General features: G+C 60.8%; 15 protein-coding genes and 2 pseudogenes. All 17 read right to left on the bottom strand.

The window, feature by feature from the left end; all coding sequences use genetic code 11:
• Positions 1 to 19 precede the first annotated feature (19 nt).
• Positions 20 to 327: pseudogene (locus FJ934_RS11680) on the bottom strand (co-chaperone GroES).
• Between the two features lie 147 nt (positions 328 to 474).
• Positions 475 to 2,499 carry a HAMP domain-containing sensor histidine kinase gene (locus FJ934_RS11675; protein ID WP_140609780.1) on the bottom strand — a complete coding sequence of 675 codons (2,025 nt, stop codon included), beginning with the start codon at positions 2,497 to 2,499 and terminating at the stop codon, positions 475 to 477.
• Positions 2,492 to 3,889 carry a sigma-54 dependent transcriptional regulator gene (locus FJ934_RS11670; RefSeq protein ID WP_140609779.1) on the bottom strand — a complete coding sequence of 466 codons (1,398 nt, stop codon included), beginning with the start codon at positions 3,887 to 3,889 and terminating at the stop codon, positions 2,492 to 2,494. Before FJ934_RS11670 ends, FJ934_RS11675 begins: the two co-directional genes overlap by 8 nt.
• 132 nt (positions 3,890 to 4,021) lie before the next feature.
• On the bottom strand, positions 4,022 to 4,297 hold the full coding sequence (locus FJ934_RS11665; protein WP_140609778.1) for a chaperone modulator CbpM: 276 nt from the start codon (positions 4,295 to 4,297) through the stop codon (positions 4,022 to 4,024).
• 2 nt (positions 4,298 to 4,299) lie between these two features.
• The gene (locus FJ934_RS11660; protein WP_140609777.1) at positions 4,300 to 5,202 is read right to left on the bottom strand and encodes a J domain-containing protein; all 903 of its coding nucleotides are present in this window, start codon (positions 5,200 to 5,202) and stop codon (positions 4,300 to 4,302) included.
• A 75-nt stretch (positions 5,203 to 5,277) separates the two neighbouring features.
• The gene (locus FJ934_RS11655; RefSeq protein WP_140609776.1) at positions 5,278 to 5,970 is read right to left on the bottom strand and encodes a CDGSH iron-sulfur domain-containing protein; all 693 of its coding nucleotides are present in this window, start codon (positions 5,968 to 5,970) and stop codon (positions 5,278 to 5,280) included.
• 140 nt (positions 5,971 to 6,110) lie between these two features.
• Positions 6,111 to 8,060 carry a molecular chaperone DnaK gene (gene dnaK / locus FJ934_RS11650; RefSeq protein WP_140609775.1) on the bottom strand — a complete coding sequence of 650 codons (1,950 nt, stop codon included), beginning with the start codon at positions 8,058 to 8,060 and terminating at the stop codon, positions 6,111 to 6,113.
• 152 nt (positions 8,061 to 8,212) lie between these two features.
• On the bottom strand, positions 8,213 to 8,629 hold the full coding sequence (locus FJ934_RS11645) for a hypothetical protein (protein WP_140609774.1): 417 nt from the start codon (positions 8,627 to 8,629) through the stop codon (positions 8,213 to 8,215).
• A 75-nt stretch (positions 8,630 to 8,704) separates the two neighbouring features.
• Positions 8,705 to 9,355: a nucleotide exchange factor GrpE gene (gene grpE / locus FJ934_RS11640; protein WP_140609773.1), complete on the bottom strand. Its 651-nt coding sequence runs from the start codon at positions 9,353 to 9,355 to the stop codon at positions 8,705 to 8,707.
• 124 nt (positions 9,356 to 9,479) lie between these two features.
• Positions 9,480 to 10,046 (bottom strand): HdeD family acid-resistance protein, encoded by a 567-nt coding sequence (locus FJ934_RS11635; RefSeq protein ID WP_140609772.1) that lies wholly within the window; start codon positions 10,044 to 10,046, stop codon positions 9,480 to 9,482.
• A 479-nt stretch (positions 10,047 to 10,525) separates the two neighbouring features.
• Positions 10,526 to 10,735: a hypothetical protein gene (locus FJ934_RS11630; protein ID WP_140609771.1), complete on the bottom strand. Its 210-nt coding sequence runs from the start codon at positions 10,733 to 10,735 to the stop codon at positions 10,526 to 10,528.
• A gap of 48 nt (positions 10,736 to 10,783) precedes the next feature.
• Positions 10,784 to 11,458 (bottom strand): KUP/HAK/KT family potassium transporter, encoded by a 675-nt coding sequence (locus tag FJ934_RS28755; RefSeq protein ID WP_348642483.1) that lies wholly within the window; start codon positions 11,456 to 11,458, stop codon positions 10,784 to 10,786.
• A 117-nt stretch (positions 11,459 to 11,575) separates the two neighbouring features.
• Positions 11,576 to 12,257, bottom strand: a pseudogene (locus FJ934_RS28750) (KUP/HAK/KT family potassium transporter); the annotation flags it as partial.
• 33 nt (positions 12,258 to 12,290) lie between these two features.
• A complete protein-coding gene (locus FJ934_RS11620) occupies positions 12,291 to 13,289 on the bottom strand; it encodes a cation diffusion facilitator family transporter (protein ID WP_246671488.1) in 999 nt (332 codons plus the stop codon).
• A 93-nt stretch (positions 13,290 to 13,382) separates the two neighbouring features.
• Positions 13,383 to 14,672 (bottom strand): mechanosensitive ion channel family protein, encoded by a 1,290-nt coding sequence (locus FJ934_RS11615; protein WP_210241956.1) that lies wholly within the window; start codon positions 14,670 to 14,672, stop codon positions 13,383 to 13,385.
• A gap of 64 nt (positions 14,673 to 14,736) precedes the next feature.
• On the bottom strand, positions 14,737 to 14,853 hold the full coding sequence (locus tag FJ934_RS11610; RefSeq protein WP_140609769.1) for a DUF2474 family protein: 117 nt from the start codon (positions 14,851 to 14,853) through the stop codon (positions 14,737 to 14,739).
• Entirely contained in the window at positions 14,853 to 15,857 is a 1,005-nt protein-coding gene (gene cydB / locus FJ934_RS11605; protein ID WP_140609768.1) for a cytochrome d ubiquinol oxidase subunit II, read from the bottom strand. Before cydB ends, FJ934_RS11610 begins: the two co-directional genes overlap by 1 nt.

The raw sequence follows: 15,857 nt of genomic DNA, 5'->3' as shown, positions 1-15,857 counted from the left end.
TCATCAGTGCGATCGGCCTCTATCGGCCCTCGATGACCTCCAGGACGTCTGGCTCCTTTATGATCAATAGTTCTTCCCCATTGAGAACGATCTCTGTCCCAGACCATTTGCTGAAGAGAATGCGATCGCCGACCTCGACGCTGGGCTTGATCCGGTTGCCGGTTTCATCGCGAGCCCGGGACCAACCCCGACAACCTCGCCCTCCATCGGTTTCTCCTTGGCAGTGTCGGGTATGATGATGCCGCCGGCTGTCTTCTCATCCGCTCCGAGCCGACGGACCAGGATGCGGTCATGCAATGGACGGAAGGCCACGATGATCTCCTCCATGACAAAAAAATCTGCCGACAGACAAGGAGCAACGCTCGTGCCAGTTTGGGCGCGCAATGAAATCAATCGGATATTGCGGATCTCTCGCTGGACACGGACAATATGTCGGGCGCGGGTAGGACAAAATGTCTCGAACCGACCTGCCGGTCAGCCTGCCTCGGGCAGCCAGACGGTAAACGTCGTTCCCTTGCCGAGTTCGCTCTCGACGGCGATGTTGCCGCCCTGCCGCGTTGTCAGCATCTGGCTGATCGAGAGGCCGAGCCCTGTGCCCTCGCGTGATTTGGTGGTGAAGAAGGGATCGAAAACCTTCTGCATCACCTCGGACGTCATGCCGGCGCCCGTGTCCGCAACCTCGATGGCCACGCCCTTGCGCTGATCGAAATCTCGGTCGCATGTCCGCAAGGTGAGCCGCCCGCCTTGCGGCATGGCATGAATGGCATTCACGATCAGGTTGACCAGGACCTGTTGAAGTTCCGTGCGGTTCATCATGATCGTGCGCGAGGCACGGTCCTCCCTCTCGACCTGTATCGTCTTCTTCCTGAGCAGATGCTGGACCAACGGCAGCGTGTCGGTGACGATGTTGGCCGCCGCGTAATGTTCGGTGTAGCCGGCATATTCCTGCGGTTTGGCGAACCGAAGCAGCTTGGTCACCATTTCGCTGATGCGGTTCATCTGCTCGTCGATCAGCCTGAATTCCGTCCTTGCGCTCTCGGCATTCGGGCCCATCAGATCGCGGATCACTTCAAGATTGCCCTGCATGACCGCGATCGGGTTATTGATCTCGTGGGCAACACCCGCGGTGATCTCGCCGATCGCGGCAAGCTTTTCCGACATGACGAGCTGTTTGGTCGTCGTCTCCAACTGCGCCGCAGTCTGCTGGAGCTTGAGCGCGCGCTCCTCCACCCGCTGATTGAGCTCCTCATTCCATCGGCGCAACTCCGCGTCGCGATCCTGGACCAGATCGAGCAGATGATTGAGATGCAGTGCCACCTGGCCGATCTCGTCCTTGTTCCTGATCGGCCCGGTTCGCGCGGCAAGATCGCCGCTTTCCACCCGCGCTATAGTGCCGGTCATGCGCTCGAGTGGTTTGAAGACGCTTCTTGCCCAGGTCAGGAACAGGGGGACCGTCGCGGCCACGGCCAGTACGAACGCGGCCGCGATCGTCAACAAAGTCTGGAACTTGGCATCGGTGAAGGGCCTCTGCAGAAATCCCACGTAAAGCATGCCGACGCGGCGATCGAAGCTGTCGAGGATCGGCTCGTAGGCCGAGATGTACCAGTCGTCGACGACGAACGCGCTGCCGAGCCATGTCCGCCCCTGTTCGAGGACGGCGTCCTTGACGGCCGCCGAGACCCGTGTCCCGATCGCCCGCTTGCCCTTGAACAGACCCACATTGGTGCTGATGCGCACGTCGCCGAGGAACAGGGTCGCGGTTCCCTTGCTGCCATCGGGCAGGCCCGCCCCGCTGAAGGTGAGATCGTTGATCGTATCGACGAAGGCGAGGTTCTGGCTCAACAACATGCCGCCTATCAACGCGGCCTTGCGACCGTCGGGCAATGTCAGGGGGCCCGCGGACTGGAGGACCAGCCCGCGCGTTTCGACCGCGCGATCGGTGTCGGCGCTGCCGGTGGTCTTGACGAGGTCGATGCGTGCCCGTCGTGCGAGTCCGGGAGATATGGCTGCAAGCTCGCCGGGCTCGAAGACATCGATGTCCGTCTTCGGTTGACCGCGCAGGGCGGATACGACGATCGGCCAGTCCCAGCGGATCGAGACGGCAGCCATCGGGTATTCGCTCGCCACGACATGCCCGCCATCATCGATGACGTAGAGAAAATCGAAAACGTGTTTTCGTGCCGTCTCCTTCAGAAGCTCTGCAAAATTGCCGTCGGTATAGTCGCCCTTGACGAGCAGGTCTTGAAATCGGGCCGACTCAGCCATGGCGACGAGTTGGTCCTCGGTGTTCTGGAGTATCCTGGCCAGATATTGATGCGCGATCGTCAGATCGTCATTGACCTTGGATACCGTAATCGCATCGAATTTGGCGTTCCAGCGATAAATGCTGATGCCAAGCAGGAGCGGCAGGATGACGAGCATCGGCACGAGCGCGATCGCCAACAGGCGGGCGCGCACCGATAGTCGCTTCCCGCTCGCTAGCATTGCACCGTCAAACATTCCAGCTTGCGCATTTTCGATCGATCGTCTTGCGCGAAATACCCAGCCGCCGCGCGGCTTCCTCGCGATCGCCGCCGACCCCATCCAGGACCGACAGGATGTGCTTGCGCTCTACGTCGGCCAGGCTCTCCTTTGCACCCTCCCGGTCGTCCTCATCATCGACCCGCGTGGCGATGTCTTGCGGAAAAGCACCAAGGATCACTGCCCGCTCAATAAGGTTTCGCAGTTCGCGGATATTGCCCGGCCAATCGTAGCGCAGCAGCGCAGCCCGCACACCAGCGTTTATCGCCACGGCGGGCATGCCAAGCTGGGAAACAAACGAACGCATGAAATACTCCGCCAATTCCAGCACATCGTTGCCACGGTCCTTCAGACGCGGCAAATGGATCTGGATGACGTTGATGCGGAAATAGAGGTCGGCTCTGAAGGTGCCTGCGTCAACACGCTTGGCAAGGTTGGCGTTGGTGGCAAAGATGAACCTCGCGTCGAATGGAACTTCGCGTTCCGAGCCGACCGGCCGGACGCGACGATCCTCGAGAACACGCAGCAGCTTTGTCTGTAGCACGAGCGGAAGCTCGCCTATTTCATCGAGGAAAATGGTGCCGCCATGGGCGTGCATGAACAGGCCCTCACGCGCCCTGCCTGCGCTGGTAAAGGCACCCTTCAAATGACCGAACAGCTCGCTTTCGATCATGTCTGCCGGGATTGCCCCGCAATTGATGGGCACGAAAAGCTTGTCGGAACGATCGGAAAGAGAGTGGAGAGAGCGGGCAGCCACCTCCTTGCCCGTCCCCGACATGCCGGTCAGCAGGACCGAGGTCGGCAGCGGTGCAACACGCGCGATCGTCTCGCGCACATGCTCGATCGCTTTTGAACTGCCGAGCAGCTTGTCGCGCAGCAATATCTCGTGCGACGGCGACCGTAGTTCGTGCCGCAGGACGTCATTCTCGCGCTGTAGTCGCATGCGATCCAGGCACCGGGCGACCGCATTCAGCAACTGATTTGAGCGGAACGGTTTCAGGATGAAATCGACGACGCCGGCGCGCAATGCTTCGATCGCCGCGTCCAGGTCGGCATAGGCTGTCATCAGGATCACGTCGGCAAAGAATCCGATTGCACGCTGCTGCGCCAGCCAATCAAGACCGTTCTGCTCGGGCATGATGTTGTCGAGTATGACGACGTCGAAATGGTGGCTGTCGACCTTGCGGGAGGCCTCCTTGGCGTCTTTCGCTTCCTCGATCACCTTGCAACGCGGCGCAAGAATCTTGACAAGGAAGTTGCGAATGCCCGGTTCATCGTCGACGACCAGGATGGACGCCTGAGCCAGCCACGGCCCAAACTCCGGATCGGAGGCAGGCTCGCCGATGTCTTGAGCTCGGTCTTGCGACATTCAAACTCCTTCCGAAGCCGGCATTGGCCAATCAGTCTACAAGCGGCCAAGCGACCCTTTCACACCGCTGATCGATCACTCCTCCCAAAGCCGCGACCGCGATATTTGCCTTGGCCAAGCGGGAGGAGCGCCTCAGAACGAACGCCCCTTTATGTCATTACGCAACTGTGCGAGCGCGCGGCGCATCTCGTGAAGCTGATCCATGAGGTGAAGGATCACGTCGACGCCCTCATCGTTGGCTCCGAAATCGTTCTTCAGTTCTTGGATAAGCTGAGCGCGCGCGACATCGATATCCGCGAACCGCGCTCCCTTCGAGGTCTGCTCTGGAATAAGCCACCGCTGTTCGAGCCAAAGTTCCAGCGTTTGAACTCTGAGACCCGAGGACTTGAGAAACTCCTTCTTGTTCATCCTCATGTCCTGTCCTCGCGCGGATTGAATTCCTTGCCTTTGCTCCAATTCGACACGAACGCCTCGAGCTCGGGATCCGTCGATTTCGGCAACATCACCTTGAGCTTGACCAGCTCGTCGCCGTGACCCCCGCCGCGATGCGGAGCACCCTTGCCTTTGAGCCGTAGGGTCGTGCCGGTGTTCGACCCCTTGGGGACCGACAAAGTGACATCTCCGGTCGGCGTCGGAACGCGGATGCGCCCGCCCAGCACCGCCTCGGAAAGCGAGATCGGCACTTCGAGCGAAATATCGTCGCCGTCACGGGTGAACCGCCGGTCCGGTAGGACCTCGACTTCGATGAGGGCATCTCCGGGGCCACCCTTGCCGGCTCCGGGCGCCCCTTTTCCTTTGAGACGCAAGGTCTGCCCATCCACGAGACCGGGCGGGATCTTCACGTCCAGCGTGCTTCCGTCCGGCAGCGTAAGGCGCTTGTTTGCGCCTGCGATCGACTCCACGAAATCGATCGGCAGGTGATAGTGCATGTCCTGCCCGCGGCGATTTGCCCTTGCCCTCTGGCCGCGTCGCAGAAGCTCGGCGAACGCGTCGTCGGTGTCCATGAAGTCGGCGAAGCCGGAAGCATCGGCATAGGGATGTCCCTGATCCGATGACGCGTAGTCCCGGTAGAAATTGTGCTGCGGCCGCTCGGCTCCGGAGGCGTCGATTTCGCCGTTGTCGAAACGCTTGCGCTTCTCGATGTCGCTGAGCAGGTCATAGGCGCCCGCGACCTCCTTGAACTTTTCCTCTGCCGCCTTGTCGCCAGGATTGAGGTCCGGATGCAGCTTCTTGGCAAGCTTGCGGTATGCGCCTTGTATCTCGGCAGCGGAAGCCGTGGCGGCGACACCGAGAACTTCGTAGGGATTCCTCACAGCTTGCTCCGGAAGGCTTTGTCGATTGCGAAACTTGCGACCACAACCCCACCCGACGGTGCCGACATGCGCATTCTATTTCGCCCGAAACTTGATTGCGGCATGAGTACCATCGCAAAAAGGCTTGTTCCTGGATCCTCCGCACCGGCACAACGTCATTCGATTGCGTACCTCGTATTCCTCTCCGTCAGCCGAAACTACAGCAATTCCACCGCGCAGCCAGAGCGGACCGCTGCAACCTTCCGCAGGATCTTCGATGAGACCGATCGAGGGCGCAAGCTCCGGCTCGATGGCCGACCCGCGAGCCTTATCCCAGACGACGAGGCGCCCCGACGGACAGTTTTGAACCTGCCGGATGAAGGTGGCGCGAACCTCCGGATCGTCGGTTTTGGCAACCTGGCTCCAGACCTGCCCCTTCGGATCACAAAACCGGGCAAACGCGCACAAGCTTTCGACGTCGAGAAGAGCCAGGAACGGGCCGTCGAACGCCTCCGCCTGGTCAAGATACATCGTCCGAGCAGCGACCTCGGTGCCGATAAAGCCAACCCTGGCGTGCGAGCCATCGCAGAACGGCTTGTTGTTCGAATGCCCGCATCGGCATAGCGCAAACTTTGGACCGGGCGACGGCAATATCTTCTCGATCCACTCTTCCGATTCACCGTCGGAGTCGGTTCCGATGGTCTGCTCGCAAAGGCTGAGATCGCCCGTCACCAAGTATGGGCCATTTCGCGTGACGGTCACGCGCGTATTGCGGTCCGATGTCTTCATGGCCGACATTCCCTCCTGATAGGGCTGGTAAAAGCTAGCACCACACCCACTACGCGGGCGCGATGCGCTTGGCTCCCCACACCGGCGCCTAGACCGGCACGGTGCACATTCTGAGTTCCGCTTCCTCGCAGCGTCGCTGCCTACTTTTTATCGTCGTCCTCGACTTCCGTGAATTCGGCATCGACAACGCCATCGTCGTTGTCTGCATGGGCCGAACCGGAATCAGTCGACGCTTGCGACGCAGACTGAGCGGCTTCGGCGAGTTTCATAGCACGTTGCTGCAGGACGCCCGCCTTGGCGCTTATCATCGGCCCCTCGTCGACCTTCACCGCCTCGCGAAGGTTGGCCATGGCATTCTCGATTTCGCCGCGATCCGAATCCGAGAGCTTCGAGCCGTGCTCGGCCAGCGACTTCTCCGTTTCGTGTATGAGTGCCTCGGCGGAATTCTTGGCTTCGACGGTCTCCTTGCGCTTCTTGTCTTCCGCGGCATGGGTCTCCGCGTCCTTGACCATCCTGTCGATATCCGCTTCCGAGAGGCCGCCCGACGCCTGGATCTGGATCCGCTGCTCCTTGCCGGTGCCCTTGTCCTTGGCCGAGACGTTGACGATGCCGTTGGCGTCGATGTCAAAGGTGACCTCGATCTGCGGCATGCCGCGCGGAGCTGGGGGAATGCCCATCAGATCGAACTGCCCCAGCATCTTGTTGTCAGCCGCCATTTCGCGCTCGCCCTGGAAAACGCGGATGGTGACGGCGCTCTGGTTGTCCTCGGCCGTCGAGAACACCTGGCTCTTTTTCGCCGGCACAGTCGTGTTGCGCTCGATGAGACGGGTGAAGACGCCGCCCAGGGTTTCGATGCCGAGCGACAACGGGGTCACGTCGAGCAGCAGAACGTCCTTGATGTCGCCTTGAAGCACGCCGGCCTGGATGGCCGCGCCGACCGCCACCACCTCATCCGGGTTGACGCCCTTGTGCGGTTCCTTGCCGAAGATCTTCTGAACGACCTCCTGAACCTTCGGCATTCTGGTCATGCCGCCGACCAGCACCACCTCGTCGATGTCCTTTGCCGCTATGTCGGCATCCTTCAACGCACTCAGGCATGGTTCGATCGTCCGTTGAATAAGATCCTCGACCAGGGACTCGAACTTTGCGCGGGTTATCTTGACCTGGAGATGCTTAGGCCCTGTGGCATCCGCAGTGATGAACGGCAAATTCACTTCAGTCTGAGTGGAAGTCGAAAGCTCGATCTTTGCTTTCTCCGCCGCCTCCTTCAACCGCTGCAGCGCGAGCTTGTCCTTCTTCAGATCGATCCCTGCTTCCTTCTGAAACTCGTCCGCCAGGTAGGTGAGCAGACGCATATCGAAATCCTCACCACCAAGGAACGTGTCTCCGTTAGTGGATTTGACCTCGAACACGCCGTCACCAATGTCGAGGATGGAAATGTCGAACGTGCCGCCGCCGAGATCATATACCGCGATCTTGGCCAGCTTCTTCTTGTCGAGGCCATAAGCCAATGCCGCCGCGGTGGGCTCGTTGATGATGCGCAGCACTTCCAGGCCCGCAATTTTGCCGGCATCTTTCGTCGCCTGGCGCTGCGCGTCATTAAAGTAAGCCGGTACGGTGACGACTGCCTTGGTCACCTTTTCGCCGAGATTGGCCTCTGCCGTTTCCTTCATCTTCTGCAGGATGAACGCCGATATTTGCGACGGCGAATAAGTCTTGCCCTCGGCCTCGATCCAGGCGTCGCCATTCGGGGCCTTGACGATCTTGTAGGGAACAAGCGCCTTGTCCTTTTCGACGATCGGATCGTCGAAACGGCGGCCGATCAGCCGCTTCACCGCAAAAATCGTGTTGGTAGGATTGGTCACTGCCTGCCTACGGGCGGGCTGACCGACAAGGCGTTCACCGTCGCTTGTGAAGGCAACGATGGAAGGCGTGGTGCGCGCGCCCTCCGAGTTCTCGATAATGCGGGCATTCTTGCCCTCCATTACGGCAACACAGGAATTCGTCGTTCCCAGGTCGATTCCGATGACTTTGGACACCGCTGCGCTCCTTGTCTGGTTTGCTTGTTTGCTCTGATTGTCCTCACCAATCCGACAGCAACTGACATGCCAATTTCGATATGCGGCGAATTCAATGGCTTACGGTTCAAGCTCGTACCGGCTCGGACAAAATGTCTCCTTCATGCTGGACAATGTGTCCGCCGCCGACCTCTGTCAGCCGCCTGAAGAACACCCTCGCGCCTTCAGGAGATTCCGATGATCCCTCCTTCGTGCGTCTTGTTGGGGGTGATCCCGAAGAACTCAGTTCCAGTCGCCTTGTCGAATTGGTTGGGCCGAGTCGCTATTCGGATGCTGAACGGGGGCGAGTTGCTGGGCACGGCCAGGATCGCGCTCCATTGGCCATTGCCGATGCACTCGTCATAATTTGTTTCGCAGTTGTTGCCCGTCTCTGAGATTTCGAACCACTTCCCATAGTTGCCGTCCGGACCAGCTACGGATGCAAATGAATAAACCTCATTGGTTATATTGACCAAACCGAGGACCCATTTTTCGCTCGGCTTGCCGCGCCCTTTGAGAGGATCGAAGGTCTTATCGATGTCGGCGTCTCTGATGGTGAAATCGGTGTACGCACCTTTGGTCTGAATCTTCTTGTAAGACACGACGTCCTCCTCGCTCGTCAACCGAACAATGATATCTGTGGCGGCACCCTTGGCCGGCCAGCGCCTCTTTTGGGTTTATTCCTGATTGCCAGGGAGCGGCATGCCTACCGGGGGAGCGCCCGTCGCAATGCCAACCTTGGCCGGGCGCAGCGGTCGTGATCCGATAGTATACCCAGGCTCCACGACCTTGGTGATGGTGCCTGCCGGCACAGAGAGGTCGGGCAGCTCAAACAACGCCTCATGGAAGTTCGGATCGAAGCGCTCCCCCACGGGGACTAGCTTCTTGACGCCATGCTTCTCCAGTGCCTGAAGCATCCCCTTTTCGGTGAGCTCCACACCAAGGATCAGCGTCTTGACGGCCGCGTCAATCTTGCGGGCCTCGTCGGGGACGCTGGCGATGGCGCGTTCCATATTGTCGGCCACGCCAAGCATGTCGCCGGCGAATTTCGCGACTGCATACTGGCGCATGTCGTTGATATCCCGATCTGCGCGGCGGCGCACATTTTCCACCTCCGCCAGAGCGCGCAGCAAGCGGTCTTTCAGCTCGACGTTCTCCGCTTCAAGCCTGGCGAGCGCAGACTGCGCGTCTTGATCGCCCACTGGGTCCTTGGCGGCGCTGTCGGACCGATCAACAGCGGCTCCAGTGCCGGTGCGCTCGGCCGGTTCATGCGCAGGCGCCTTGCCGGTCCGGGGATCGTTGCCATCGGATTTGTGCTTCTTGGTCATGTCATTCTTCTCGCAGAATACGCTCTTCCGGATTTGACTGGACGTCCGCAGGTTCGCTCGATCATCGGCGATCCGCCGCTATTGGCCACTACTCCAACCGAGGCGGGACCAGGCCCCCGACGAGCTAGGCCGCCGTTCTGAGACGCAGGCTCAGCCCGATCAGCGTAAGGCCTTGGAAGACCAGGTCGATCGAGAGGACCAAGCCCAGCAGCCACAGGCTGTTGACCGGCCAGCCCAGCACCAAGACCAGCCCCGCGATCGTCGTCACGACGCCGGAGGCAACGATCCAGCCCCAACCCTGTTCGGATTTCGCCTGGAATCCGAGCCACAAGCGCATAAGTCCTGACGCGATCGTCAACAACGCCAGCAGTAAGGTGAGTATGGCCGATACAAGCAGCGGATTCGCGAAGGTCATGACGCCAGCGACGGCATAGAGCAGACCGCTAAGGAGCCAGAGGAAGAAGCCTCCCCAACTCTTGACCCGCATGGACTGGACGATCTGCGCAACGCCGGCGACGATCATCAGCATGCCGACATAGTAGACCGTCACGATCGTCGCGAACAGCAGATTGCTCACCGCAATCGCGCCCAAGACGACAAAGATGATTCCGAGGACGAGAAACCATCCCCACCTTGCGCGCGCCTCGGCGAACGCTCCTGGCAGCGTGGAAGCTTGATAGGCATTCGTCATAGAAACCTCCCCTTTGTTTTCGCGTCCGGGTTTTTCGCGTCTGCGCTCCTCGCTTTCCGCTGTCACACAGGACGGCCCCGGGTTTCAGACACCTCACATTTGACGGCCGATCGGCAGCCGACCGCTTCCTGCTGATCGCGCGGATTCCGCGTGAGCACCGATTATGGCCGACGGGCCGTCACGGGCGCTCGCGCTTCCATTTGCGGCAACCACAACAATGCATAAGCAATGCACGTGCCAATCCCGAACGGCAGCGATATCAACCGATTGTCGATACAGTCGTGGCGAGCATGATCAAAATGTCCGGCCGCGACGGACAATTTGTCCTGACAACCCTGAGCAATCCGCGCATGAGGAATGCCGCATCGGCAGCGGCCACTTCATCTACCTGCAATACATGCGGCAATGACTGTGCGATCCGGTTTCAAGTGTCGCCAGCGTCCACCGACTTCGAAGCAACGGGACCGACGGGAGGAGCGTCATTCGTCTCCCGTCTTGTCGCCGTAGAGGACCCACTCCGGAGAATTGTCTCCCCCCGGCAGCTTCGACCGCCTGATGTTCGCCAGATTCAGGATGTCCTTGGGCGGTTTGTTGCCTGCCGCATCCATCGAAACCTGGTTGTTCGGGTCATCCGGCGCGCGGGCTACCGTCGTCATGGCCGGATCCGTCCAACGATATTTCTCAGCCATCTCCGTACCTCCTGTTTCGACGGAGCTTCAGGGCTCCCGGGCGTAAAGCTAGATTCTTATCTCGGTCCCGATTTCGACGAGTTGTCCGGACGGGATGCCGAACGAGGCGCCGGTCGTTGCCGAGTTGCGCTGCATCCACATGAAAATGGCTTCCCGCCAGCGCCACATGCCTGGAACATTCGCATCGGGAATTACGGTCTCGCGGCCAATATAATAGCTGGTCTGCAGCAGTTCGTGCGGAGAAACGCACACCCGCGCCTTTGCCAGCGCGCCCGGTATGTCGGGCATCTCCATAAATCCGAACCTGAGGATGACGCTCTCAAAACCGGACGTCAATTCGGAGACCACAGCCCGGTCGTCGGCGTCCATCACCGGGATTTCTTCGACAACCACCGAGACGAGCAGGACGCGCTCCTGCAATGCCTTGTTGTGTCTGAGGTGGATCGAAAGCGACAGCGGGATGCCCGTCCTCGCGGCGGAAAGAAACGCGGCGGTGCCGGGCACCCGGCAGACGGCCTTGTCCTCAAGGGCGGCGATGAATCGTTTTTCATCGAGACGCCGTTCGGCGCGCGCTGCCTCAAGAAGCTCGAGGCCGCTGCGCCATGTCAGCATGAGGAAGGCGATGGCCCCGGCGATAAGCAGCGGGAACCACCCGCCCTCGAGCAGCTTCAGGGCGTTGGCCGAAAGAAAGATGAGATCGACCAGCATGAACATGCCGTTCAACAGCACGACCAGTGTCGGATTGTATCCCCATCTGATCGCCACCAGCGCCGCCAGGAAGGTCCTCGCCGCCGGTGACCGCCAGGAACGCTGCGCCCAGAACGCCGAAGCTGACAGCGAGTGGCGCATGCGCCACGAACCCGACCGCCTCGGATGGCAGCAGCGCCTTGAGAACCTGTGGATCCCTGGCGACGCCGACCAACCCCAGCAAGCCGATCGCGACAAACCAGCACAACATTATCGGGCCGAAAATCCGGCCGATGAATCCGGTTCCCTTGGACTGCGCCAGGAAAAGGGCGATCAGGATCGCGAGTGTTATGGGGATCACCGCATGCTCGAGGCCGGGCGCGTCAAGCTTGAGCCCTTCGACCGCGCTCAGCACGGAGATCGAGGGTGTTATCGCTCCGTCGCCATAGAGCAGCGCGGCGCCGACCAGGCCCAGCACGAGCAGGGCGCCATGTCCGCGACCTCGCCGCCTGTTGCGGGAGCCCAGCAAGGCAAGCATCGCCATCACCCCGCCCTCGCCGTGATTGTCGGCGCGCAGGATCAGCAAGGCATATTTGACTGAAACGATCAGGACGAGGCACCAGATCACCAGCGAGGCTATCCCGACCGCCGCCGCGCCAATGTCCTGGCCGGGTCGCGCGGCCGCCTGCAGCGCGATCTTGAAGGCGTAGAGGGGACTGGTGCCGATATCCCCGTAGACGACGCCGAGCGCCGCAAGCGAAAGGCCGGTCAGGCCCCTTTGCTTGACAGCCGGCTGATTCCGCCGATCAGGCGGATGGTCGCTCGACCACGTCAATCGTTGTCCCCTGTTCGCCCAACTCTTTCTCAGTCACGGCCGCGCGGCCGGAAATGCGTAGTCGCCGAACCGCCGCTTTCGCGCGCTTTCGAATTGCTCCAACGTCTGAGGCTTGACGAAGAGCGCGACGACGTCGGGATGGGCGAGTTGCACGCGCCTTTCGATCGCGGCGACGCAAGCCTCGATTTCCTCGGCGCCAAGCGATTTGTCGAACTCGATGCTGAGCGCAACCATGGCCTGATCCGGCGCGAGCTGGGCGGTCAAGGCGCTGTTGGCGTGCGCCACGCCCGGCTGTTCCTGGGCAAGCCGGCATATGGCCGCGACGAGGGCCGGCGGAGCGCGCTCGCCGATCAGCAGGCTTTTGCTTTCGATCGCAAGCAGCAGCGCCGTGATCGCAAGCACAAGCCCGATCAGGATCGAAGCGACACCATCCAGGATCGGCATGTCGAGCACATCGGCAGCCATGATTCCAGCGGCGGCAATTGCGATGCCGACAAGTGCCGCGCTGTCCTCGAACAGCACCATGAACGCCGGCGGATCCTTGCTTTGCCTGAATGCCGCCCAGAAATCGAGATCGCCTCTGATCTTGGCAAACGTCCGCCACGCGACGAGCCAGGATGCGCTTTCGAACAAGAAGGACAGGCCGAGCACGACGTAGCTGACCACGACCTGTTCCACAGGTCGCGGGGCAATGACGTGCTGGACGCCCTGGTAGAGCGACACGCCCGCGCCAAGCCCGAACAGCAGCAGTGCAACGATGAAACTCCAGAAATAGAGCTCCCTGCCAAAGCCCAATGGATGAATGAGGTCCGGTCGTCGCGCTGCCCGGCGATAACCGTAGAGGAGCAAGCCCTCATTGCCGGAATCGACGATCGAATGCACAGCCTCGCTGGCCATCGCGGCGCTGCCCGTGACAAAGGCCGCCACGAGCTTGGTCGCCGCGACGGCAATGTTGCCGGCCAGCGCGGCATGAACGACAAGGCGTGCCGATGGCCGTCGATGCAGTTTGGGATCAGTCAGCACTGCGCTCACGACAACCTCCCCGGCAAAAGCCACTTGTCGTGGACAGCGCCCGCGCGAATCCGTAAGACCATCGGCATGGTGCATACGGCCGCAACCGGGACGCTACTTTGTCTGTCTGGATACGGCATCGGGTTTGTCGCCATTGTGCGTGGTGGGTTGCGAGGGTTGAGGTCCCGCCGGACCGGGCCGTGCTGCGGATGACTGCTGCTGTTGCAGCGGGAAGACTTCGGTGCCGGCCGGCATGGTCTCGACGTAGACGGCGGATCCTGGGGAGGCGAAATCTGCTCCGGTCTTTGCAACGACCTCCTTGAGGGCGTAGGCCAGCGCTTCCTTGATCTTGAGCCATTCGCCCCATTCGGTGGTGCGAGTGAAACAATAAACCATGACGTCGATGGAAGAAGTGCTGAAGCTGGCGATACGCACGAAGGTCGGCGCCTCGGGAGGTTGGACGAAATCTCCATCGCCCAGGATGTGGCTTTCGATACCGTCGCGGATCTGACGGAGCTGGTCGACCGTGGTGTGATAGTCCAGGCCGATGATCCAGGAGATGCGCCGATACGTCATCTGTGAAAAGTTGGTCAGCGCGTTGTCCGCCAATTTTGAATTGGGAACGAAAACCGGCGCCATGTCGAAGCGCCGCACTTTGGTCGTTCGAAGGCCGATGACTTCAACCGTGCCCTCGACAATGCCGTCCACCAGAATCCAGTCGCCGTTCCGGAACCGTTGCTCGCCGATGATGAAGATGCCGGCTATCAGGTTCTTGAACAGGTCCTGCGCTCCGAGCGCAACTGCGACGCCGACCAACCCAAATCCCGCCAGGAAGGGTCCGACACGGATACCCCAGATTTCAAGGATGACGGCTGCACCCAAGGATAGGACGAGAACCTTGGCCACCCGCACGCCCCAGCCGACCATGGCCCGACTAAAGGCTGCCTTGCGGCCGTCAAGTAGCGCACCCACCGGCACGACGATTGCGAAAAGCCCCCAGAAGATCGAAAAGCCAACCAGCGAGCGATTGATCTCGCCGAAGATCTCCTTCGCCTGCGGTGGCACAACAAGAAACGTCGAGATTGCAAGGGTCGCCACGATAATCGGGATGAACCGGATTGGCGGGGCCAACGCTTCAACGATGGCATCGTCGATCACGCTGCTCGTCCTTTTTGACCAATAGCGGATCTGTTTCAGTATCACGTAGCCGAACAGCCGCCGCACGGCCATCGCCGCCGAAAGGATGAGCATGGCGAGAACGAGTTGCCCGACGGTTATTCCGAGGAAGCCGTAGGCCCAGATGTCGATCAGCGATGCCCGAAGCGCCGCTGGAATCGAGCTTGTCGTATTTGGCTCCATTTGCATCGACCCTCGCAACCGGTTGCTGGCTTTGTCGCCGTTCAACCGGGAGTGCCGCTCTCCCCCAGGTCTCGAATACCTAGAATGCAATGACGCATGACAACCACTCTCAGCCGGAGAGCCAAAGCCGCATCGCGCCGGCCACGAGCCCAAGCGCCGCCACGCTTGCCGCCCAGATTGTGGCCATCCATGCAAGCCGTTTCCAAAGGGGGACGTCCGTGGTCATCAGTGATAGCCGTGGATGCCCGCCTTGCCTCGGAACACCCAGTAGGCCCAGCCAGTGTAGGCGAGGATCGCGGGAATGATGATGAGCGCGCCGGGCAGCATGAAAATTTGGCTCTCGGGCGGTGCGGCCGCTTCCCAGATGGTCACCGCACGTGGCACGACATAGGGGTAGATGCTGATCCCGAGCCCGACGAAGCCTAGCAGAAACAATGCCAGGGCCATGAAGAACGGCGTACGCTCGAACTCGCGCTTCAGGCTCCAGAAGAATGTCGCGGAGCAGATGACCACCAGCAGGGGTACCTGGGCGGTCAGCAGCACGCCCGGCAGCGCGAACCAGCGCCGCCAGTAATCGTAGTGCAGGAAAGGGGTAGCCATGCTCACGGCCGCAAGCGCGACCAGCGTCGCGGCGCCAAGCAGCGATGCCGCGCGGCGCGCCTGGCGCTGGCTCGTTCCTTCGGTTTTCATGATCAACCAGGTTGCGCCAAGCAAGGCATAGCCGATCACCACGGCGACACCGGTCAGCAGACTGAATGGGCTCAGCCAGTCGAGCCAGCCTCCGGCATAGGCATCGTTCTCGACGTTGATCCCCTGCAGGATCGCGCCGAGCGTGATCCCCTGCGCAAGCGCCGCCACGAACGAACCCGCCGAGAAGGCCACATCCCACAAGGGACGGTGGCGCGGATCGCGCCATCGGAACTCGAAGGCGACACCCCGGAAGACGAGCCCCAGGAGCATCGCGATTATCAATGGATAGGTCGCGGGCAGGATGATTGCATAGGCGAGCGGGAAAGCGGCGAGCAGCCCGCCGCCACCCATGACCAGCCATGTTTCATTGCCGTCCCAAACGGGCGCGATCGAGTTCATTGCCTGATCGCGCTCGTCGCCCACCTCCAGGGTAGGGAAGAGGATGCCGATGCCGAGGTCGAAACCGTCCATCACGACATAGGCCACGACAGCGAACCCAATGATCGCTGCCCAGACGATTGTGAGATCAATGCCGAGCAT

It is taken from the genome of Mesorhizobium sp. B2-4-12 (genome assembly GCF_006441575.1).
Taxonomy (GTDB): domain Bacteria; phylum Pseudomonadota; class Alphaproteobacteria; order Rhizobiales; family Rhizobiaceae; genus Mesorhizobium.
This window is presented reverse-complemented; position numbering and strand designations above follow the sequence as displayed.

What these genes read in the sequence shown, in the direction of transcription:
- FJ934_RS11655 (WP_140609776.1), bottom strand. Translation starts at nt 5,970, where the DNA reads ATGAAGACATCGGACCGCAATACGCGCGTGACCGTCACGCGAAATGGC.
- FJ934_RS11675 (WP_140609780.1), bottom strand. Translation starts at nt 2,499, where the DNA reads ATGTTTGACGGTGCAATGCTAGCGAGCGGGAAGCGACTATCGGTGCGC.
- FJ934_RS11630 (WP_140609771.1), bottom strand. Translation starts at nt 10,735, where the DNA reads ATGGCTGAGAAATATCGTTGGACGGATCCGGCCATGACGACGGTAGCC.
- FJ934_RS11665 (WP_140609778.1), bottom strand. Translation starts at nt 4,297, where the DNA reads ATGAACAAGAAGGAGTTTCTCAAGTCCTCGGGTCTCAGAGTTCAAACG.
- FJ934_RS11670 (WP_140609779.1), bottom strand. Translation starts at nt 3,889, where the DNA reads ATGTCGCAAGACCGAGCTCAAGACATCGGCGAGCCTGCCTCCGATCCG.
- FJ934_RS11635 (WP_140609772.1), bottom strand. Translation starts at nt 10,046, where the DNA reads ATGACGAATGCCTATCAAGCTTCCACGCTGCCAGGAGCGTTCGCCGAG.
- FJ934_RS11610 (WP_140609769.1), bottom strand. Translation starts at nt 14,853, where the DNA reads ATGACCACGGACGTCCCCCTTTGGAAACGGCTTGCATGGATGGCCACA.
- grpE (WP_140609773.1), bottom strand. Translation starts at nt 9,355, where the DNA reads ATGACCAAGAAGCACAAATCCGATGGCAACGATCCCCGGACCGGCAAG.
- cydB (WP_140609768.1), bottom strand. Translation starts at nt 15,857, where the DNA reads ATGCTCGGCATTGATCTCACAATCGTCTGGGCAGCGATCATTGGGTTC.